Raw genomic sequence first — 22,487 nt, 5'->3', positions numbered from 1 at the left:
GCCCGGCCGCAATTAAGGCCCAATCGAGCTTTGCACACCCTTCCGGGGATGTGTAATCATGCCCGCAGACCATAAAAAAAAGAAGGTGCGTTGTGAAACCAACCGATACCACCGAACCCGAATATTTTCATAAGGTGGTAGATTGCCAGTACGGCTGTCCTGCGCATACGCCAGTGCCTGAATACATTCGCCTGATCGCTGCGGGGCGTTACACCGATGCCTACATGGTCAACTGGGAATCCAATGTATTTCCCGGTGTGCTGGGCCGCACCTGTGATCGTCCCTGCGAGCCCGTCTGCCGACGGGGGCGTGTAGACGAGGAGCCGGTGGCCATCTGTCGCTTGAAGCGGGTCGCCGCGGACAACAAGGACGATGTGGCGCATCTGATTCCAAAAGCGCCCCTGTCGCGCAATGGCAAGCGGATTGCGCTGATAGGGGGTGGGCCCGCATCGCTGACCGTGGCGCGAGATCTTGCACCCCTGGGCTACGACATTGATCTTTATGACGACCAGCCGCTGGGCGGTGGTTTCATGCGCAGCCAGATACCCGTTTTTCGCCTGCCGCCAGAAGTCCTGAACGAGGAGGTGGATTTCATTCTGGATATGGGTGTTAACCAGCACTTCAATACCTATGTCGACAGCCTGAAACGTATTCTGGATCAGGGTTACGATGCGGTATTCGTGGGTACAGGAGCTCCCCGTGGCAGCGACCTGGATCTGCCGGGCCGCGCCGAATGCGATAAGTACATCCACGTCGGTATCGACTGGCTGGGGTCGGTGGCGTTTGACCATATCGACAAAATCGGCAAACGAGTGCTGGTCCTCGGCGGTGGTAATACCGCGATGGACTGCTGCCGCACCGCGCGGCGTATCGGAGGCGATGATGTCAAGGTCGTTGTGCGCTCGGAGTTTGCGCGGATGAAGGCCTCGCCCTGGGAAATCGAAGATGCGGCTGCCGAGGATATTCCCATCATCAATAACCATGTACCCAAGGAATTCGTGCACGAGGACGGCGTCTTAAAGGGCATGGTTTTTACGGTGGTTGACGTGCTCTATGACGATGACGGTACGAGACGACTGGAACCCACCGGGGAAGAGGTTTTTTTCGAAGCTGACGAGGTGCTCATCGCCATTGGTCAGGACAATGCCTTTCCCTGGATAGAGCGGGATATCGGCATCGAGTTCGGCAAATGGGACATGCCGGTTCTCGACCAAACCACTTTTCAGAGCACCCTCGACAAGGTCTTCTTCGGTGGCGATGCCGCCCTGGGTCCGGAAAACATTATTACTGCGGTGGCGCAGGGGCATGAGGCCGCGACCTCGATCGATTTATTCCTGAATGGTGGCGATGTGCAGGCGCGCCCCGCACCCGGGGTCACCCTGTTAAGTCAGAAAATGGGTGTCCACGAGTGGAGTTATGACAGCACCGTATCGATTGATGATCGCTTCGCTGTGCCCCATGCCGCCAAGGATGCAGCACTGAAAGATCGCCGGGTCGAGGTCGAGCTGGGCTTTGATCGTGAGGTTGCCTATCAGGAAGCTGAGCGCTGCCTGAATTGCGATATACAGACCGTTTTCTCCCCGCCCAAGTGCATCGAGTGTGATGCCTGTGTCGATATTTGTCCTACCGATTGCATCAACTTCGTAGTCAACGATGATGAGCCGGCCCTGCGCAATTCCCTGCGGGTGCCCGCGAGGAACACAAGTCAGGATCTCTATGTTTCCACCACCCTCCAGCAAACCGGGCGGGTGATGGTGAAAGATGAAAACGTTTGTCTGCACTGTGGACTGTGCGCTGAGCGCTGCCCGACCGGCGCCTGGGACATGCAACAATTCCTCTACAGCGTTACCAAGGCGGGAAGCCCATGCAACCAAAAGCGTCCGTAAATGACTTCGTCATAAAGTTTGCCAATGTGAATGGCACGGGCTCTGCCAGCGCCAACGGCATGTTCGCCAAGGCGATCTTTCGAATGGGAATTCCTGTCAGTCCCCGAAATATCTTCCCGTCAAATATTCAGGGTATGCCGACCTGGTATGAGGTACGGGTTAGCGAATACGGCTATCTGGGTCGGCGTGGTGGCACCGACATCATGGTTTGCGTCAACCCGCAAAGCATGCAGCGCGACGTCGCAGAGGTCGATGCTGGCGGCTACTTTATTTACGACTCCACCAAACCCCTCGATTTGCGTCTGGTTCGCAAGGATATTCACTATATCGGCATCCCATTTACCGAAATTTGCCTGAGGGAATATACCGACGCACGACAACGGCTGTTATTCAAAAATGTTATTTATGTGGGCGCACTGGCGGCACTGCTCAATATCGACTTCGGCATCCTGAAGGACCTGGTCTCCGAGCAGTTCAAGGGCAAGGAAAAGCTGATCACTCCGAATGTCTATGCTCTTGAGCTGGGCTATCAATATGCCAGTAGTAATTTTGACTGCCCCGTTCCCATGCATCTGGAGCCGGGGCATTCCGTGGGCAAGCATATTGGCGATTTCGAAAATATTCTTATGGATGGCAATACGGCCATCGCGCTGGGCGCCGTGTATGCGGGAGCGACGGTTGCTGCGTGGTACCCGATCACGCCTTCCACCTCGGTGATCGACGCCTTCGACAAGTATTGCCGCCGACTGCGTATTGACCCGGGTACCGGCAAGAAAAACTATGCCATTGTCCAGGCTGAAGATGAACTTTCGGCCATGGGCATGGTCATTGGCGCCTGCTGGAACGGTGCCCGGGCGTTCACGGCAACCAGTGGACCAGGGGTCTCGCTGATGAGTGAATTTTTGGGACTGGCGTACTTTGCCGAAGTGCCCGCCGTTCTGGTCGACGTGCAGCGTGCCGGGCCATCAACGGGAATGCCCACGCGCACCCAGCAGTCCGATGTACTCATGGCCGCCTACGCCTCTCACGGTGATACCAAGCACGTCATGTTGTTTCCGGGCACGCCAGCAGAATGTTTCAGCATGACGCTGGATGCATTCGATCTCGCGGAACGTCTGCAAACCCCGGTCATTATTATGAGCGACCTCGAGCTGGGTATGAACGAATGCATGTCGCCGCCATTGGAATTTGACGATGAACGACGCTACGACCGGGGCAAGGTATTGGACGCCGACGCACTTGACGATATGACCGAGCGTTGGGGTCGTTACCTTGATGTCGATGGCGATGGTATTCCCTACCGTACTTATCCGGGCGCTCATCCCAGCAAGGGCTCCTATTTCACACGGGGTAGTTCAAAAGACGAATATGCGGCCTATACCGAAGACGGCGCCGCCTACGTTCGCAATATGGACCGGCTATTGAAGAAGTTCGAGACTGCCAAGTCCCTCGTTCCCCCGCCAAAAATAAAACAGGCTGACGCTGAAACCACGATGGGTGCGGTATTTTTCGGTACCACTGCTTCCCCGGCTTATGAGGCAACCGAAATTCTCGCGAAGGAGGGGATTCACCTCGATACCATGCGCATCCGCTCTTTCCCCTTTAATGAGGATGTCGAGGAATTTATTGAGACCCACGACCGCGTATTCATCATCGAGCAGAATCGCGACGGCCAAATGCGTCGGCTGATGCTCAATGAAACCAAGGTACATATGAAAGACAAGCTGGTCGCCATTCTCGAATACGATGGTTTACCGATTACCGCCCTGAAGATCGCCAGCATGATCCGCAACTATGTGCTGGGCGGCAATATCACGCCTATCCATGGGCTGGAAACCACTGAGGACGTTGCGTCATGACCTATGTAAAACCGATGTTTCGGCACCCCGATGCACCTGTCAATGGGCTGGGTCATACGCGCCAGGTGTATGAGGGCGGGCTATCGACCCTATGTGCTGGTTGTGGTCACGACTCGATCAGTGCCGCGATCATTGATGCCTGTTTCGAATTGAGTATCGAACCCCATCGCGTCGCCAAGCTGTCGGGGATCGGCTGTTCCTCAAAAACCCCCGCGTATTTTCTCTCCGGTTCTCATAGCTTTAACAGTGTCCACGGCAGGATGCCTTCGGTCGCGACTGGCGCCAATCTGGCCAACCGCGATCTTATTTACATCGGCGTATCGGGCGATGGCGATACCGCATCCATCGGCCTGGGTCAGTTTTCCCATGTGGTCCGACGCAATCTTAATATGACCTATCTGGTTGAAAACAACGGCTGCTACGGCCTGACCAAGGGTCAGGATTCAGCCACCATGGATAGCGGCTCACGAAACAAGAAGGGTGACTTGAACCAGTACTCACCTATCGACCTCGCGCGGCTCGCCATTGAGATTGGCGCTACTTTTGTTGGGCGCAGTTTTTCCGGCGATAAGCAGCAGCTGATACCGCTGATCAAAGCGGCGATCAGCCACCGCGGGTTTGCCCTTCTCGATGTCGTCTCCCCCTGCGTAACGTTCAATAACCACGCCGACTCGACCAAAAGCTATGAACATATGCGGCAGGTCAATGCGCCCATGCCCGTAGATTTTGTACCGATGCGAGAAGAAATAACCGCGAGTTACGATGCCGGCAATACCTGCGAAGTCTGCATGCACGATGGCTCGGTGGTACGCCTGTACAAGCACGATAACGACTACGATATTGAGGATCGACAATCCGCGCTACAGGCAGCACATCACTACGCAAGCGAAGGCAAGATACTGACCGGTCTTTTATATATTGAGCGCGACAGCGAAGAACTGCACGATGTACTCGATACCTCGAGGCGGCCATTGAACTCAATGGATGAAAAACAATTATGTCCCGGTTCGAGACTGCTCGATTCCATCAACGCCGGATTGCGGTGAACCGCAGCGGCGCGGGTTGTGCGGACTCACTGATAGCCCTGCGCCTGTAGATGAAACAGGGTGGCGTATTGGCCGTCGGCAGCAAGTAATTCCTCATGGCTACCCTCCTCCGTTATCCTGGATTTTTCCAAGACAATAATGTGATCAGCCATACGTACCGTTGAGAAGCGGTGCGAAATAATGATGGATATCCGGTTGGCTGTCAGGTCGCGGAAATGGGCAAAAAGCTCCGCCTCGGCGCGGGCGTCAATGGCCGCGGTAGGTTCATCCAGAATCAGCACCTCCGCCTTGCTGCGCATGAATGCCCGTGACAGGGCAATCTTCTGCCACTGGCCGCCGGACAATTCCTTGCCATCCTTGAACCAGGTACCCAATTGCGTGTTGTAGCGCTCCGGTAAATCCCTGATGAAGGCATCGGCCATGCCCTTGCCTGCGGCAGTCACTACTTTGGACTCATCCTCCATATCCGCCACATCGCCAATGCCGATGTTTTCGCCCACCATTAGCTGGTAACGCGCAAAATCCTGAAAGATAACGCCGACCTTTTGACGGAGAGCGTTAATATCCCAATCTTCCAGCGGCAAGCCCTGAAAAGTGATGCTGCCAGAACTCGGTTGATACAGCCGGGTTAACAACTTGATCAGCGTCGTTTTGCCGCTGCCATTCTCACCCACAATGGCCATGCTCTCGCCGGCCCTGATATGTAAATTGACATCGTGCAGTGCAGGCGTTTCGCTACCGGGGTAGTAAAAACAGACCCGTTCAAACCGAATGCCATCCTTGGGATTTGGACCCTCGGTCTGCGCTCCGGTTTGTTCCGGCACCTTGTGTTCCAGATACTCGGTCAGATTGGACAAGTAAAGATTGTCTTCGTACATGCCATTGATCGAGGTAAGACTGTTGGTAACCGCATTCTGTCCCAGGCGAAACTGAGCGATATACATCGTCATCTGGCCAATGGTGATCGCTCCGGCGATGGCGGCGAAACCGACCCAGCCATAGGCAAAATAGAATCCGACACTGGCCAGCAGACCGAGAACATAACCCCAGAGAGCTCGGCGCAACACCAGACTGCGATCTTCCTTATAGATGTTGCGGAAGATATCCACGTAGCGCTGCAGAAACACTTTACCCAATTGCAACAGCTTGACTTCCTTGACCCCGTCTTCCCGGGTCAACACCATTTCCAGGTAAATCTGCATACGGCGCTCCGCAGACCGACGGCGTTGAATACGAAATGCCTCGCCAGAGAATTTGGCCTCGGCAATAAACGCCGGTATGCCGGCGATAACCAGCAATAATACGGCCCAAGGGGAGAACTGCAGCAGGAACAGGGCAATGGTAATCAGGGCAATGATGTCCCGAAGCAAATCAAAGGTCTTGATAACCAGACTCAATGGCCGGCTTGATGCCTCACGACGGGCCCGGACGAGTTTGTCGTAGTACTCGGCGTCCTCAAAATGCGCCAACTCGAGCGTCAGCGCCTTTTCCAGGATCATTACATTGATCTTGTTACCCAGTAATATCCGCAGGATCGATTGGCAGATGGAATTTAATTTCTGGGCGCCAGTCATCAGTACCACCAGGCCGGCCTCGATGAGCACGTAGCGCAGAGCATCGGCCCTTGCCGCTTCCGCGATCCCATCGGTTTGCTGGATTGCCGTGGCTACTGCGTCCACAAACAGGCCACCAATGGAGGCGATCGACGCCGGCAATACACCCGCTACCAGCGTGGTGAGCGCCATGACCACGGTCAGGGGTGCACTGGTACTCCAGACAATTTCCACAGCAATACGGCTGTACTTGAATACAGAAAAGAATTTCTGGAAGGAATTCGATGCACTCTGCTTGCTCAAACCTAACTCTGTCCGGTGCGCTTAATGGGATTGTCTGGCGGGATTCGACGACTGGGGCAAGCACCATGGCCGGCGTGCCCTGAGGTTAAGGAATACTAGCACGGCCAATACCGGCTAAATGCGTGCCGGTACGGCGTGCTCCGGCTCCAACTCTGGTTTCTCGAATTTCCAGCGCATAACTCCACCCCCACGTCGTTGTTTTCTATAGCTTTTCTACAGGTTCTACCCGCCGAGAGCGGGGCAAGGGTGTGTAGTCATTAACTCTGTTGGAGCACTTATTCCCGAGGTAGGGCCAACCCATGAGAAACCCTCGTTGATCTGCGTCACTTTCCGGCGCGTAACTTTTAAGTTGCCGAAAATTTTTGTTACGGTAAACAAAGAATAGCGCAAGCGCGTCAATACAGATAACAAGATAAGAACGAGGTCAGCGTGGATTCAGATACAAATCGCTGGGGACGCCTGCGCAATGCGTCCGACGAGCAGGCGCAGCGCGCGCAGGTCTCTCAAGATCCAGGGCGCTACCATGGGGACATTGCTGCACGAGAACTGCACTGGTTCGACGGCAGTGACTGGGTCCGCATTGAAAGCGACGGACATTGGCATGGACTCGGCACTGCGGGCACGCAAGATCCAGCGCCAGCACACCCCGATGACTGGCGCCCCTGGCGCTCGGCCTTTGACGACAGCGCTGCGCCTTTTTATCGCTGGTACAGCGGCGCATTAACCAACGCCTGCTTCAATGAAGTTGACCGCCACGTTCTCGCCGGTCGCGGCAACGCGCCTGCAATTCTATTTGAAGGTGACCGCTGGGATCCATCACGTAATGAAGGTAAAGGCGGTCCGGTACAGGAAACGACGGTTAGCTTCCGTCAGCTGCTCGCATCCACCGTTGTTGCCGCCGAAGTTCTTAAATCCCTCGGCCTTGAGCGCGGAGACCGCATCGCGCTCAACCTGCCTAATATTCTTGAGCAGATTTATTACACACAGGCGGCGAAACGACTGGGCATTATCTACACGCCGGTTTTTGGCGGTTTTTCGGCGAAAACGCTCTCAGATCGTATTTATGATGCCGGCGCAAAAGTCGTTATCACCGCTGACGGGGGCTACCGCAACGCCGAGGTCGTTCCCTACAAAGAAGCCTACACGGACCAGGCGCTGGACAACTTCATCCCGCTACCCTCGGCGCTGGCTTGCCTGAATGACGTTCTGGCCGGATTTGAGCTCGGAGAAGCCAAAGATCGCATCGGTCAACGCGTAACGCAGGGGCTTACCGGTGAGATCACCATTGAACGCAGCGATCTCATGCGTGAGCTGGGTGCCGCTCTAACCGACGAAACCGATATTCCTGCGGATCTATCCGCTGAACTGCGCACTACCGTTGCGCGCGAGCTCGCTGCTGTGGAGCACACGGTCAAACAGGTCGTGGTCGTGCGCTATACCGGTCAGGATATTGTTCGCCAATCGCGGGATCGCTGGTCTCACGAGCTCATTGGTGAGGCAACCGAGAAGGTACTCGCCGCTGCCGTCGGAGCAGGCTTTACCGCAGACACAATCGAGGGGCTTCTCGAACTCTCTGATTCTGATCTGTACAAAGCGCTCAATGCTTCCCACCCAGCGCTTCCGGTCGCTGCAGACTGGCCCCTGTTTATCATTTACACCTCGGGCTCTACCGGTAAGCCCAAGGGCGTCGTACACACCCATGGTGGCTGGCTCGCAGGCATCGCCCACAGCATGCGCATGGTGTTTGACGCAACGGAAGATGACCGGATCTATGTTGTCGGGGATCCAGGCTGGATTACCGGGCAGGCCTACCTCATTGCCGCACCGCTGTGCCTTGGTATTGCCACCATCATCGCCGAGGGCTCGCCACTGTTTCCCCATGCGGGGCGTTTTTCATCGATTATCGAGCGCCAGGGCGCGACCATTTTCAAAGCAGGCTCCACCTTCCTGAAAGCCGTTATGACTGACCCGGCCAGTGTCGAGGACATGTCGGCTTACGATATGAGCGGTGTGAAAGTGGCGACCTTCTGTGCGGAGCCCGTCTCACCGGCAGTACAGCAGTTCGGCATGGAAAAGATCTGCGACCATTACATCAACTCCTATTGGGCAACAGAACACGGCGGAATGGTGTTTTCCTGCCCGTGGGGAGACTTAAAGGATCTGCAACCCGACGCCAAGACCTGGCCCCTGCCCTGGATTCAGGCGGAAGTTCGTATTGCCACAGAAAACGCCGCTGATGGCAGTGCCAGTGCATGGCGCCTCGCGGAGCCCGGGGAGAAAGGCGAACTGGTCATCACCCAGCCCTACCCCTATCTCGCACGCACCATCTGGGGAGATGCACAGAACCTCGAAAGCGAGGATTGGCGCGGCGATATCGAACGTTTCACCAACGTTTACTTCAATCGCTGGAGTGATGGCCTGGCCTACACTCAGGGCGACTATGCGCGAACCCACGACGACGGTGCCTTTACGCTGCACGGACGTTCCGATGACGTCATCAACGTCTCCGGGCACCGCATTGGTACTGAAGAGATCGAGGGTGCCATCCTGCGTGACAAGACGTTGCGTACTGACTCCCCGATCGGCAATGTCGTGGTCGTTGGCGCACCCCACGATGAAAAAGGCGAGACACCGGTAGCCTTTCTGATAGCCGCGCCGGGTTCGCGACTGGGTGACGATGACTTCAGCCGACTTCAGGGCCTGGTTCGCAGCGAAAAAGGCGTGACCGCGGTGCCCTCGGACTTTCTGGTTGTCCCCGCTTTCCCGGAAACACGCTCGGGCAAATACATGCGTCGCACCCTGCGCGCTATTCTTCTGGATGATCCCCTGGGTGATCTATCGACCTTGCGCAACCCTGAAGTCGTTGGGGATATTCAGCAAATCGTAGCCAACTGGAAGTCCTTTGGCCAGCTCACTCAGGCACGGGAAATCGTACAGAGCTATCGTTTCCTGCGCCTCGAAACCCATGAAATTGTGCGAGGACATTTTGTTGCACTGCTGGTGATCGACTCTCCCCCGGTGAATTCACTCAACGAACGCTCCCTGGATGAACTCAATACCGTTCTGCAGCACATCGCCCAGCAGGACCGTATTGAGGCGCTCGTTGTCACGGGCGCGCGCAATGCCTTCGTCGCGGGGGCCGACGTTAAGGAACTGCTTGAGATCGGCGAAGCGGGTGACATGGAGTCCGCGCGTACACCGCCCAATGCAGCCCACACCGCGTTTTCGGTGCTGGAAAATCTGGGCAAACCAGTGATCGCCGCAGTCAACGGTCCAGCGCTGGGTGGAGGCTGTGAGCTCGCCCTGGCCTGCGGCTGTATCGTTGCCGATCCGCAGGCGCGCTTCGGACAACCCGAGATCAACCTCAATCTATTACCGGGCTACGGCGGCACACAGCGTCTTGTGCGGCGGCTGCAACAACGCCGCGGGCGCGAAGGTTTGATTGACGCCATTCGCATGATCGCGTCCGGCCGTAACATCGACGCCGATGAAGCCCTCGAGATCGGACTTGTCGACAGCATCGTCCCACAGCCCGGAGTGAGTGCGGTTGAAACCGCCATGGCAATGCTTAGGGAGCACTTTGCTGGTACTGGCCCGATAGCAGACGCCCTTTCGCGCCAGCAGGCCTACCTTGCCAGTCGCGAAGAAAAATTGACCATCGACGATGAACTGCTCCATGACGCGGCACTGGCCAGCACCTTTACGCAGCTCAAGGGCAGCGGCCGCGGTCACTGCCTTGAGCGGGTCATCGACGCCATTCGCTTTGGTGCAGAGCAGGGCCAGTCCGCGGGTCTGAAGCATGAAGCAGAGCTCTTTGCCGCAGCGGTCTGCGACCCGGCAGCCGGCCCCGTGGGTATCAGCGCTTTCCTCGAACGACGTAGTGCGCCGCTGCCCATCAAGTACACGCCGGTGCCCGCCGATGCACCTATGGAACAGCGCCAGGCGTTGGAAGCGGCGGGCGATCTTATCCCCCTGGGCGCACCCTTTTTCGCCGGTGTCACACCAGTACCGCGCTACCAGTACGGAATGGGGGTCTGCAAGAATCCGCACACCGGTGCGCCCGCGCACGCCGATCCCAAAGATGCGGAAAAACTGCTGGTATTTCCAACGCCCACCCCCGGTCCCAACGAGGCCCTCGTTTTCATACTCGCCTCCGAAATGAACTTCAATGACATCTGGGCCATCACGGGTATTCCGGTCTCCCCCTTCGATGCCCGGGACTCTGATGTACAGGTCACCGGCTCCGGCGGCGTCGCGATCGTCGCCCAGCTTGGTTCCGAACTGCTGCGCGAGGGAAGATTATCCGTTGGACAGTTGGTCACAATTTACTCCGGCCAAAGCGAACTGCTCTCGCCGGATCAGGGTCTGGACCCAATGGCCGCCGATTTCCGTATCCAGGGCTATGAACAGAACGATGGTAGTCATGGGCAGTTCCTTGCGGTGCAGGGTCCGCAGTTACATCCCAAGCTTCCCAGTCTCACTATTGAGGAAGCGGGCTCCTACGGGCTGACCCTCGGTACCATTCACCGTGCACTGTTTACGACGCTAAACATCAAGCCCGGGCGGCGATTGTTTGTGGAAGGCGCAGCGACGGGCACTGGACTGGACTGTCTGCGCACGGCGCGGCAGAGCGGTCTGTCGGTCGTTGGAATGGTGTCCTCCGATGATCGCGGCGAACGCGTTCGTGAGTTTGGCGGTGCGGCGGTAAATCGAAAAAATCCGCTTTGGAAAGATATCTTTACCCCGGTACCCGAGGATCCGGCTGCGTGGGATGCCTGGGAGCAAGCCGGCGAAGCTTTCGTCGCGGAGGCCCGGGCGCAGGCCGGCGGCGACATCGACTACGTGGTTTCTCACGCGGGGGAACTGGCCTTCCCGCGCTCATTCCAATTATTGGGCAACGGCGGCGTGCTGGCCTTTTACGGCGCCTCGTCCGGATACCGTTTTTCATTTATGGGTAAAACCGGACGCTCGTCGCCGGCTGAAATGTTTGACCGCGCCGAGATGCGAGCCGGAAAGTCACTTCTGGTTATTTATGGACCGGGCGCTGAGGATGGCGTGGTCGATCCGGTTGCGATCGAGGCCATCGAAGTCGGATGCAGTCTTGGGGCTCAGGTAGCAGTACTTGCCGATAACGCCGCACAGCGCGAATTCGTTACCTCGCTGGGCTTCGGCACGCGACTCACCGGTGTGGTCAGCGTCGATGCCATCGCCCGCAAATTGGGCGACGACTTTGATCCACCGGGGGCGTTTCCCGAACTACCGGATCCCTTCACGGAGTCGGAGGCCTTTAAAGAGGCGGTACGCCGGTTCTCCGACCGAACGCTCAAGCCCATTGGATCAGCGATTGCGCCGTTCCTGCGCAATACGCTGGATAAGCGCGGATTGCCCGACGTGGTGTTCGAACGCGCCCGCCGCGACGGCCTGGGCTTGGCGACATCACTGGTTAAACCCAATATCGGGAAAGTGGTTTACTCCGAAGACCTCAGCGGTTGTCGCTTCAGCTTTTATGCGCCGCAGGTCTGGATGCGACAGCGGCGAATCATTATGCCCAGTGCAGAGATCCGGGGTACCCACCTCAATACGGCACGGGAATTTGCAGAAATGCAGGAACGGATTGCCGGTGGCCTGATCGATGTCATGCCACCGGTCGCCGTGCCCCTGACCGATATTGCCGAGGCCCACCAGGCCATGTGGGAAAACCGTCATGCGGGGGCGAATTACGTCGCCACCCATGACCTTCCCCGCCCGGGGCTCAAAACGCGGGATGAACTTTACCGCGCCTGGGCCATTCGCGAAGCCGAACAGCGGGGGGAAACCCTCGCAAACATTGACACCGGATCTGCAGGAGCACTGCGATGAATACTGAGACACGCACCACCAGCGGCGGACGTTTGCACGACAAAGTGGTCATTTTGACCGGCGCCGCGGGAAACATCGGCAGCTATATCAGCCGTAGTTTGCTGCGCGAGGGGGCCAATTTGGTAATGACCGGGCGTAATGAGCCCAAGCTCCAGGCCTTTGTGGAGGGTCTCGTCGAAGAAGGTTTTGATCGGGACAATATACTCATCGCGATTGGTGACAGTGCCAAAGCCGATATATGTCGCGAGATTGTCAAAGCCACAGTCAATCACTTCGGCAACATCGATGTTCTGGTCAATAACGCGGGAGGCGCCGGGCCTCGGCGCACGCTGCGTGACATCCCCTTTTCAGAATCCGAGCGCCTCGCGCGCGGCGACGATGAAACCATGCTCGATGCGGCGATGAATCTACTCGCTGGCGCCTGGAACATGACCCGTGCGGCGGTCCCGCATATGAGCGAAGGCGGCTCCATCGTCAATGTCTCCACCATTTTTTCCCGCACCCACTATTACGGACGCATACCCTATGTGGTGCCAAAGTCCGGATTGAATGCGCTGTCCATAGGCCTCGCCAAGGAGCTTGGTGAGGAGCACGGGATTCGCGTCAATACGCTGTTTCCCGGCCCCATTGAATCGGAGCGCATCGACACCGTCTTTGGCAATATGGATGCGCTGCAAAGCGCACCGGCAGGTGCGACATCGCAGGAATTCCGGGACCTGATGATTACCCGGCGAGAGAACCCCGATGGTGAGTACGAATATCGCTATCCGACGCCAAACGATGTGGCCTCTACGGTGACCTGGCTGGCATCGGAGGAATCCGCCGCGCTATCCGGACACCACATCGAGGTCACCAATGGCATGCAGGTGCCCGCGCAAAGCCGCTCTAAACTCGTATCCTGGCCCGACAAGCGACTGGAAGACCTGAGTGGGCAGGTTGTATTTTTGCTCGCTGGCAGCGACTATGAAGACGCACTGGCATTTGCTGAACGCCATATGGTCAGTGGTGCCAAGGTTGTTCTTGCCTTCCGCAGTCTGGAATCGCTCGGGCTCGCTCGCTCACTCTGCGCCTCGCGCGATCTCGAAAGCATTCATCTACTGCATCTGGAACCGCTGCGACGGGAATCGGCAGACCGTTGTTTCGATTATATCCGCGATCACTTCGGCCGATTAGACGGCATTGTTGTGTTACCGCGCTCGGGCAACGGAGAGCACGGCTACTCGCTCAGTACCGCCGGTGATGACGATGTTGAAGCCTTTGTTCGCGATGAAATTATATCTCCCGTAGCATTTGCTGCAGCATTGGCGATCAACCTTGATCGCTGGGGCATCCTCGAAGAAGCACCGGCCCTGACCTACGTTACCAATCCCACCGATGGCCATGGGGACTATCTCAACGAAGTAAAACGGGCAGCTATCGAAGCGCTGATCCGCATTTGGCGTCACGAAGACCGCCAGATGCGCAAAAAAGGCGAGCGCGAGTGGGCAATGCTGCCTAACCAGCTGGTTCGCTACGACAACAACGAAGAAGACAATCTCACATTTACCGCAGACTGGGCCGCGACGCTAACCAACCGGGTCCGACGCATGGATCCGATAAACCTCTGGGTGCCTGAAAGCATCATGCGCGCAACCGGCAAGAGCGGTATGCCGCAATCCATTCAGCGCGTGTTGCCGGGCCTGCACAAGGGCCGTACCGCGGTGATTACCGGTGGCAGTCTTGGCATTGGCCTGCAATTGGGCCGTTTCCTGGCTATCGCGGGTGCCCGTGTATTGCTCTCGGCTCGCAGTAAGGAAAAGCTCGAGGAGGCACGCCATGAAATTGTCGAAGAACTCCGCGGCGTTGGCTATCCCAACGCCCATCAGCGGGTCCACATCCTCCCGGACATCGATGTCGGCGATGAGGAAGCGCTTGAGCGTTTGTATAATCATTCAATAGAGCTCTTCGGAAATGTGGACTTCCTCATCAACAACGCCGGCATTTCCGGCGCTGAGGAAATGGTTGTCGATATGTCGCTTGAGGCATGGAATCGCACCATGTACGCCAACCTCATTTCCAACTACTCATTGATTCGCAAGTACGCCCCAAAAATGAAGGCCAATGGCTATGGCGTCGTACTTAATGTCTCCAGTTACTTCGGCGGCGAAAAGTACGTCGCGGTGGCTTATCCCAATCGGGCGGACTACGCCGTTTCAAAAGCAGGTCAGCGAGTACTGGCAGAAATTCTTTCACGTCATCTTGGCCCGGAAATTCGAATTAACGCATTGGCACCGGGGCCGGTGGATGGCGCGCGCCTGCGCGGCCTTGGCGGCGCACCCGGACTCTTTGAGCGACGCGGTCGACTGGTCCTTGAAAACAAGCGATTGAACAGCGTGCACAAGGCCGTGTTGGCCGCCTTGCGTGAAGGCGCAACCCCAGAAGTCATTATGGCCCTGTCGAGGAACGCGCTGGGCGACGCAAAGCCCACCGCGGGACAGAGTAAGGCATTGGACAAGCTTTTTGCGCAGGTTGAGGACAGTCCTGAGGGCGGTAATTCCACCGCATTCCTCCTCAACCGAGATCTCGCAGAAAAGCTGATGAACCGTCTGGTCACCGGCGGGCTCTTTACACCAGAAAGTGCTACTCAATTCATGGAGGGCTTTGTTGATGCCCCCGCTATTTTCTTTGACGAGAAATCGGTAAACAAAGCCGCCGCAGGAATCGAAGCGGGTATTCTCAATCGACTGCATCTCCACAAAATGCCCACCGATGAACAGATTGGCCTGTCAACGGTGTTTCACCTTGCCGACGATATTGCCAGCGGCGAGACCTTTCACCCCTCCGGCGGCCTCAAGTTTGACCGCTCGGTAACCGAGGGGGAATTGCTGCTACCACCGGACCGGGACAGCCTCGCCAAACTCAAGGGCAAGCGGGTTGTGCTCATCGGTGATTCGATGCGCGAAGAACTGTCGGCGATTGGCAATGGCTTCATCAATCAGGGCGTTGCTTCACTGACGGTTCTCACTCGCAGCCCGGAGGCGTGTGAGGAAGTGCAGCACAGCCTTCAGAAGAGCAATTCGGTCACTTTGGATGTTCGATGCATCGAGGATAATATTGAAGACGCTCTCGATGATCTGTTGCAAAACCAGGGTGGCTTTGATGTAGTGGTCAGCGCGCCCTTCTCCCGACTGCCCTACAACCCGCTCGCCGCGGAACGGGAAGGTTCCTGGAATCGGGTGTTGTCACACACGGACTTTGCGCGCCTGATCGATGAGCAGCTCACCCATCACTTCCGCGTGGCAAGGCGCGCCGCGCTGGTACCCAACTGCCAGATCGTTTTGCTCACTCCGGATACTTCATTCGTATCGTCACGGGAGGAATTCGCCCTTGCGCTGTTCGTCAAGAACTCGCTGCATGCCTTTACGGTAACCCTGGGGGTTGAAACCGAGCGCTTGCCCACCGTACCCGCGGTCAATCAGGTGCAGTTAACCCGGCGTGCTCGCGCTGAGGAGCCGGCCACCGAGAGCGAATTGCAGGAAGAAATGGAACGCCTGGTTTCGGCGGTACTGCAGTGCGCGGTCCCTGCACCCAGTCCCTCAGAGAGCCGTTATCTGGCCCGCATCTTCAGGGGTAATGCCGTTACCGTTTGATTACGATGGTTCCTTGAAAGTGGAGTGCTGTATGTGGCCTCCACTGGTTTCCGATGCCGGGGGTGTCGATACCACTCCCGTCTACGATGAAACGCCCTTCAGCTGGCGTGGGCCAGTGATTCATCGGCCCAATTCAGAGGTAGGGTAATTGCGACTTACCCTGATCTCCGTTCAGCGAGAGAATCTCTTCGCTGTTGCAGTGGTACACAGGAACACTGCACCGACGGACCCGATTTTCGTTACACCGCTGGCTGCTGTTGATTGGGATTCGGCACGACGCTGCGGCGTGGCGCACTATGAATCAATCGTCATTCCGGGTGTATCTTGTCGGCGTTGATGTCACCATGGAGCATCCAGCCTTGACCCCTGGCTATCTCTCTTGATCGCAATAACCCGTCAATACATATAGGCAGCTTCTGATGATCAATCGCTTCGGTTCTGTTTTTATCGCCACTCTGGCACTGCTACCTGGCCTCGTTCAGGCGGACACACCCATCGGCGTTTTCAGCGAACGGCTCAGTGACCGCGCACCCATTCCTACCTTCAGCGTCGACGGTGCATGGCCAAGGCTGCCCTCTGACCTGATCATCGGGCAGGCCTCAGGTGTGGCCGTTGACGCAGCGAACACCATCTGGGTTCTGCACCGCCCGAACTCGCTCAGCGCCTCTGAAATCGGGCTGGATAAGAATCCGCCGATCGCCCAGAGCTGCTGCCACGCGGCGCCCCATGTGCTGCGCTTTGACCAGGACGGTAACCTGCTGACAGCCTGGGGCGGTCCTGGCCTGGCGCCCGAGATTAACGGTATCAATCAGTGGCCGGGCACCGTTCACGGTTTGTTTGTCGACGCCGACGATACGGTGTGGCTTGGCGGAAACGGCGATGACGACCACGTGATCCTGAATTTTACAGCAACAGGGGAATTCATTCGCCAGTTCGGTCGTCGCGGCGCCACCGAGGGAAATATCAGCACCAGCACCCTGGGCAAGCCCGCCGATGTTTCCGACAACGGGGAGTCCATACTCGTGGCCGATGGCTACACCAACAATCGTATCGTGCAACTTGACGAGACCGATCTCACCCACATCCAGAACCTGGGTGCCCACGCCACAGAACCCGAGACCAGGCAACGCGAAGACGGCGGCGCCCTGTTCTCGGAGAGCAGCGCCGACTATAGCGCCGAACCCCATTCTCCTACTTTCGGAGGTGTGGTGCATTGCGTGGTCCGGGGTCCGGGAGACACCGTCTATGTCTGTGACCGACGCAACAACCGTGTTCAGGTTTTCCGCGAAGCAGGCGGCAAGTTCGAATTTATTGAGACTATTGTGATTGCCCCCAATTCAGGCGGCACAGGCACCGCGACAGATGTCGCTATCTCGCCGGACGGCACCTACCTTTACATCGCCGACATGATGAATGGAAAGGTCTGGATACTGCTGCGTGAGACCCATGAAATTCTGGGCAGCTTCGGCCGCATTGGTCGCTATCCCGGTCAGTTCACGTGGTTGCACAGTATTGATGTCGATGCGGACGGAAACCTCTACACCGCTGAGGTCGAAACCGGTCGGCGCGTGCAGCGGTTTATTTTTCAAGGTCTTGAGCCCTAGACGCAGTGCTTTTCGCCGCCGCGGACGATTACGCGTTTACGGTCGGAAGAACCTCTGAAACGGCACTCTCTGGTATAGGAGCGAACCATGAATCGAATAGAGAAGCTGAAGAACAACGTGTACAGCTTTGAAGAGCTGGATACCCTGGAAAAGAATGCGACCCGGTTGCGCGATTCAGAAACGCTGGAGCTGATCACGCGCAGCCGCTCCGCCAAGCTGGCCAGGGGCGAGAAACCCAGGAGTACCGTTGATGCAGATGGCGTCCCGCTGACCGCGAGGGGTCGTCGCGATGAAAAGGCCAAGCGCAGAGGGAAGGTGTAGCAGCGAACCCGATTAGTACGAGCCCGTTGCGTGACCTTCGGCTGGATTTTAGTACCCGAGAGGCTTTGCGGAGGGTGATGGAATAGTCCGGCGCGGAACCCTGTATCCCGAGACGCGCTGAGCCGCCAGCTACAACGCGTCTCGCGTATAGTGTGCTTGAACAGCCTCGTCCCGGTGCTGCGACGACCGACCGGGAACTCGGCCTGCGATGTAGAAGAGTAGACCGGCACGGCTATAACCGAGGAAAAATAATATGAGCGTACGGGCAGGCGCGTGGAACACGGTGATGACGGCGAATCCGGGAGAGCAGACCTTCGAGATTCCGGCGTCTGCAATCGAAGGGGCACTGCCACCCGAGCTTGCCGGTGGGCGCCATCTTCAGAACGGTCCCGGTTGGACAAAGATCGGCGATCGACTCGCACACCCCTTCGATGGGCACGGTCTGGTGCGGTCGCTCACCTTTACACACGACGGAGGGGCCAGCTACCGGGCGCGGTTCGTCAAGACCCCGGCCTACGTCGACGAGCACGCGGCCGGACACCTTGTCCATAAAGGCCTCGGCACCAACGTCAGTGAGTCACCGCTGCGCAACATTCGCGCCCCGGGCCCGCGCAATGTGTCAAATACCACCATTCAGCCCTGGGCGGGGCGCCTGATATCCGGTTGGGAAGGAGGCCGGCCCTATGCGCTGGACTCCGACAGCCTGGAGACGATTGGCGAAGAGACCTTTAACGGCGCCCTTCCCGATGCCGCCTTCCTCGCGCACATGCGTATCGATACCGCGGCCAATCGCCTGATCGGCTGCAACCTGTTCCGGGAGAGTCCCGCCCGCTTTGTATTTCGCGAGTTCGACGCCTCGGGTAAGCAAGTCGCCGAACGCGAGGCATCTATTCCCGGCATACAGTTCGAGCACGATTTTGTGGCGACCCCGCGCTGGTATGTGCTGGCAGGTAATCCGATGAAAGTGAGCTTGCCGAAGTTCGCCAAGGCGATGCTCGGCTTCGGCTCGCTGCTCGAGGCGCTGCGTACGGATAGTTCGAAGGGCGGTGAGCTATACCTGATACCCCGCGGGCGCCCTGGTCCCGTGCGCACCATCCGACTTCCCCAGCGCGCCTTCGTCGTTCATTTCGCGAACGCGCAGGACGTCGACGAGAGCACCTGCTCGATAGAATTGTGCGCGTTCGAATCCTTTGATTTCGGCGGTGAATTCGGCTTCCAGGGGCCCCATAGGCCGCTGGATATCGAGTTACCCGACAACCGTCCATCGTTCCAAAAGCTTTATAGAGCCACCGTTCGGGACGACTCAGACTACGCGCAATGGGAGCAGCTATCGGACTACGGCATGGACTTTCCCCGCGTCCACCCCGCCCGGGAAGGTCAAACCGCGCCTGCCATCTACGCGTCGACCCGCAGCGATGGCGTGAAGTCAGACCCCTTCGATGCAATTGCCCGGGTGGATACCGTAGATCGGTCCCGCCCCACCGAAATCTGGAGTGCAAGCGAGGGCCAGTTCGTCGGCGAGCCGATCTTCGCACCCCGGCCCGGCGCCAGCGACCTTGAAGACGGGTGGGTTCTTGCCGCTGTCTATGACGGTGCTTTGATGACGACCACGCTCTGCGTGTTCGATCCGAAAAATCTTGCCAAGGGGCCCATCGCGGCAGTGCCGCTACCTCTTCAACCCTATGGTTTTCACGGGTTCTGGGAGGGCGCCAGAACGTGAGAGTCGCAGGAATATGGCAGCGCATATTATCGACGTGTGTCGGCAATTTAGTGTCTAGAAAAACACCCCAATCGGATCTTGATTTGACCGTGAACGCCCTGCTCCACTCACGGAACACACCGGTTCCAACACCACGGTAGTAGCGTCACCCCGATGGCGCCCAAGCCTGAATAAGGTTCAATTGTCAGGCTAAACATTTCTCGTAGGCATAAAAAAAGGCAGACCATTGCCGGCCTGCCTTTCCAAGAAGATCTTACGCTTTAAACAGCGACGATGTTCTCGGCTTGAGGACCTTTTTGGCCCTGCGTAATAGTGAACTCAACGGCTTGACCCTCGGCCAGCGTTTTGAATCCAGATCCAGTGATGGCGCTGAAGTGTGCAAAGACATCTGGGCCACTCTTCTGCTCAATAAAGCCGAAGCCTTTAGATTCGTTGAACCACTTCACGGTACCGGTGCTTGTTTCGGACATAACGTCATATTCCTGTAAAAAATTATAAATACAGCCTCACAGAAGGCGTGCTTAGCCGCAGAAAAGACTGAAATTTAAAACTTACAGGACGGAGAACTACGAAGAGTGCACGTGATGAAGCGCTTAAACATAAGACTTACTTTTAGCTGAGGCAACAGTACAGCCCACCTGGGCTGGAGTCAACATAAACCTAGGGCTATAACTGCACAATCACAAGCTCAGCGGGATAGCCATCGGATGCCGGGTACTGCTACGACGATGAAACCCGCGGCTGTGAATGTGTGGCTCTTTTATTTGCCATATACTTCGATTTGAACGTTGTCAGCATTTGTCGTCACGGCCCAAAAGTCGGTTCAGGCGGTGTATTCGCCACGTTTATTCCTGTGGCGATAATTTAATATCAGTACTGGGTGGCCAACAGGAGATAAACCCTGAGACTTTATCTTGCTCTGGCATTGAGTCTTGTATCGCTCGCGGTCCTGGAAGTGGCGCGCCGCGAAGTCGACATCAGCCGCAGCCATGTTGGGCAGACACCCGTGGTGAGCTACATTAAGTCGGGGGCTGATGGCCCCGTTGTGGTCGTTGCACACGGCTTCGCCGGCTCCCAGCAAATGATGCAAGGGTATGCGTTGCCGCTTGCGCGTGCTGGCTATCGTGTCTATGCGTTCGACTTCCTTGGCCACGGGCGTCACCCCCTGCCGATGTCGGGTGACGTGTCCTCGGTCGATGGCACCACGCGGCTTTTAATGGAACAAACCGCCCAGGTGATCGATGCAGTCGTGCAGGGGGAGCCTGCGATCGCACTGATAGGTCACTCGATGGCCACCGATATTCTTGTGCGCGTTGCGGCTGCCCGTGACGATGTTGGTCCGGTAGTGCTGATTTCGGCTTTTTCACAATTGATCGATGCCCGGGAACCCGACAACCTATTACTGGTGACCGGCGCATGGGAGCCCGGATTGCGTCAGTTTGCGCGAACAAGCCTGCAATTGGTTGATCCCGAGGCAAGCGAAGGTGACACCACAGTGCGCGGCTCGGTGTCACGGCGCGCGGTCGCCGCACCCTTCGTAGAGCACGTTTCGATCTTGCAAAGCACGGTTGCACGCAGCGAAGCGCTGGCATGGCTGGACCGCGCTTATGGGCGCACCTCACACCTTACAATTTTGCCTACAGGATTGGCCATTCTTGGGTTGTTAGCTGGTTTAGTGCTCCTATTGGGTCCGGCATGCGCCCTGCTCCCGAAACGTGAAGCACCCGATTGCTCATTAAGTCTCCGGCAAACCGCTCTTGTTTTGATGGCACCTATGGTGGTTGCTCCGGTGTGTGCAACCGCACTGAATACCGATCTGCTGCCCGTTCTTGTGGCTGATTACCTGGCTCTACACCTATTGGTATTTGGTGGCCTGCAACTGGTCCTCTTGCGGATCTGGAAGATCTCTTTTGGGCCTCTGGCAGTACCAGGCCTTGCCCTGCTGTTGTTGGCCTGCGCTATTTTCGGGCTCGCAATGGATCGCTATGCGGCAAATTTCTGGCCGACGGGAGAGCGCTTCTGGATTATCGCTGCGATGATGATCGGGGCCCTCCCTTACATGGTGGCCGACTCCGTCTTGACGGCGAATCAATCCATACTGAGACGGCTATTTACCCGCGCCAGCTTTCTCGCTTCCCTTGGGATTGCCGTTGCACTGGATTTTGAAGCGTTGTTCTTTCTGCTCCTGATCGCGCCGGTCCTGATCCTGTTCTATCTTGTATTTGGCACCATGGGCCGGGCCGTCACGCAGCAGACCGGTCCACTTGCATCAGGTCTTGCGCTGGGAATGGTACTGGCCTGGTCGCTGGGCGTGACTTTTCCGCTTTTTCAAAACTGAAGCGTTTTGCGTCTCGAGTGGTATTGGACGAGCCTATCGGGTTCGAGCTCAGTCAGTTTTAACAGACGCTTCATACGCTGAGTATTTGAAACAGGATACATAGCTGAGCAGCCCAGGACCCGGCGAAGGTCAGGGTCCGGCCAAAGGGGATGTTGGCAACGTAGACAACAAAATGCGCAACCCGCAGCCAGAAGTAAGCAGCGGCCGCTGTTGTTGTCGCGGCATTCGAGATGTCCAGCTGCTGTGCAACAAGAACCAAGGCCGCAAAGGCAACCAGATTCTCCACCGCATTGGTGTGGGCTTTTTTGGCTCGCGCCGCCCAATCGGGAAGCGGAGTGCCATCGGCCTTGTATGTCAGCGCAGGGAACA

At 57.1% G+C, this 22,487-nt stretch carries 12 protein-coding genes; 9 read left to right on the top strand and 3 right to left on the bottom strand.

Features of this window, described 5'->3' with window-relative positions; translation table 11 throughout:
- Positions 1 to 92: 92 nt before the first annotated feature.
- From NOR51B_RS06480 to NOR51B_RS06470, 3 genes are read left to right on the top strand one after another with little or no spacing between them, the layout of a single operon-like run.
- Entirely contained in the window at positions 93 to 1,886 is a 1,794-nt protein-coding gene (locus NOR51B_RS06480) for an FAD-dependent oxidoreductase (protein WP_040481872.1), read from the top strand.
- Entirely contained in the window at positions 1,865 to 3,745 is a 1,881-nt protein-coding gene (locus NOR51B_RS06475) for a 2-oxoacid:acceptor oxidoreductase subunit alpha (protein ID WP_009020444.1), read from the top strand. Before NOR51B_RS06480 ends, NOR51B_RS06475 begins: the two co-directional genes overlap by 22 nt.
- Positions 3,742 to 4,791, top strand: coding sequence for a 2-oxoacid:ferredoxin oxidoreductase subunit beta (locus tag NOR51B_RS06470; protein WP_009019857.1), 1,050 nt, complete (start codon positions 3,742 to 3,744; stop codon positions 4,789 to 4,791). Before NOR51B_RS06475 ends, NOR51B_RS06470 begins: the two co-directional genes overlap by 4 nt.
- 26 nt (positions 4,792 to 4,817) lie before the next feature.
- On the opposite strand, the gene NOR51B_RS06465 is transcribed toward NOR51B_RS06470, so the two are convergent.
- Complete coding sequence (locus NOR51B_RS06465; RefSeq protein ID WP_009019964.1) at positions 4,818 to 6,647, bottom strand: ABC transporter ATP-binding protein; 1,830 nt, start codon at positions 6,645 to 6,647, stop codon at positions 4,818 to 4,820.
- Between the two features lie 429 nt (positions 6,648 to 7,076).
- Between NOR51B_RS06465 and NOR51B_RS06460 the strand changes: the two genes are divergently transcribed.
- From NOR51B_RS06460 to NOR51B_RS06440, 5 genes are all read left to right on the top strand, one after another.
- A complete protein-coding gene (locus tag NOR51B_RS06460) occupies positions 7,077 to 12,506 on the top strand; it encodes an AMP-binding protein (protein WP_040481871.1) in 5,430 nt (1,809 codons plus the stop codon).
- Positions 12,503 to 16,135 carry an SDR family NAD(P)-dependent oxidoreductase gene (locus tag NOR51B_RS06455; protein ID WP_009019528.1) on the top strand — a complete coding sequence of 1,211 codons (3,633 nt, stop codon included), beginning with the start codon at positions 12,503 to 12,505 and terminating at the stop codon, positions 16,133 to 16,135. The genes NOR51B_RS06460 and NOR51B_RS06455 overlap by 4 nt, the downstream gene beginning before the upstream one ends.
- Positions 16,136 to 16,554: 419 nt before the next feature.
- Positions 16,555 to 17,739 carry a beta-propeller fold lactonase family protein gene (locus NOR51B_RS06450; RefSeq protein ID WP_009018942.1) on the top strand — a complete coding sequence of 395 codons (1,185 nt, stop codon included), beginning with the start codon at positions 16,555 to 16,557 and terminating at the stop codon, positions 17,737 to 17,739.
- Between the two features lie 87 nt (positions 17,740 to 17,826).
- Complete coding sequence (locus NOR51B_RS06445) at positions 17,827 to 18,060, top strand: hypothetical protein (protein ID WP_009019536.1); 234 nt, start codon at positions 17,827 to 17,829, stop codon at positions 18,058 to 18,060.
- Between the two features lie 253 nt (positions 18,061 to 18,313).
- Entirely contained in the window at positions 18,314 to 19,780 is a 1,467-nt protein-coding gene (locus tag NOR51B_RS06440) for a carotenoid oxygenase family protein (protein WP_081443907.1), read from the top strand.
- A gap of 260 nt (positions 19,781 to 20,040) precedes the next feature.
- On the opposite strand, the gene NOR51B_RS06435 is transcribed toward NOR51B_RS06440, so the two are convergent.
- Entirely contained in the window at positions 20,041 to 20,250 is a 210-nt protein-coding gene (locus NOR51B_RS06435) for a cold-shock protein (RefSeq protein WP_009020666.1), read from the bottom strand.
- Between the two features lie 455 nt (positions 20,251 to 20,705).
- Here NOR51B_RS06435 and NOR51B_RS06430 point away from each other — a divergent pair, with 455 nt between their 5' ends.
- Entirely contained in the window at positions 20,706 to 22,118 is a 1,413-nt protein-coding gene (locus NOR51B_RS06430; protein ID WP_009021519.1) for an alpha/beta hydrolase, read from the top strand.
- A gap of 70 nt (positions 22,119 to 22,188) precedes the next feature.
- Here the strand turns inward: NOR51B_RS06430 and NOR51B_RS06425 are convergent.
- Positions 22,189 to 22,487 (bottom strand): MAPEG family protein (locus tag NOR51B_RS06425; protein ID WP_195891476.1); only part of this gene is annotated, 299 nt, incomplete at its 5' end.

The sequence above is a fragment of the Luminiphilus syltensis NOR5-1B genome (assembly GCF_000158175.1).
GTDB lineage: Bacteria > Pseudomonadota > Gammaproteobacteria > Pseudomonadales > Halieaceae > Luminiphilus > Luminiphilus syltensis.
The sequence above is the reverse complement of the archived record's forward strand: the minus strand, read 5'-3'. Positions and strand labels throughout refer to the sequence as shown.

Excerpts from the sequence above, each read along its gene's own strand:
- NOR51B_RS06475 (WP_009020444.1), top strand. The coding sequence starts at position 1,865 with ATGCAACCAAAAGCGTCCGTAAATGACTTCGTCATAAAGTTTGCCAAT.
- NOR51B_RS06445 (WP_009019536.1), top strand. The coding sequence starts at position 17,827 with ATGAATCGAATAGAGAAGCTGAAGAACAACGTGTACAGCTTTGAAGAG.
- NOR51B_RS06440 (WP_081443907.1), top strand. The coding sequence starts at position 18,314 with ATGAGCGTACGGGCAGGCGCGTGGAACACGGTGATGACGGCGAATCCG.
- NOR51B_RS06450 (WP_009018942.1), top strand. The coding sequence starts at position 16,555 with ATGATCAATCGCTTCGGTTCTGTTTTTATCGCCACTCTGGCACTGCTA.
- NOR51B_RS06470 (WP_009019857.1), top strand. The coding sequence starts at position 3,742 with ATGACCTATGTAAAACCGATGTTTCGGCACCCCGATGCACCTGTCAAT.
- NOR51B_RS06435 (WP_009020666.1), bottom strand. The coding sequence starts at position 20,250 with ATGTCCGAAACAAGCACCGGTACCGTGAAGTGGTTCAACGAATCTAAA.
- NOR51B_RS06455 (WP_009019528.1), top strand. The coding sequence starts at position 12,503 with ATGAATACTGAGACACGCACCACCAGCGGCGGACGTTTGCACGACAAA.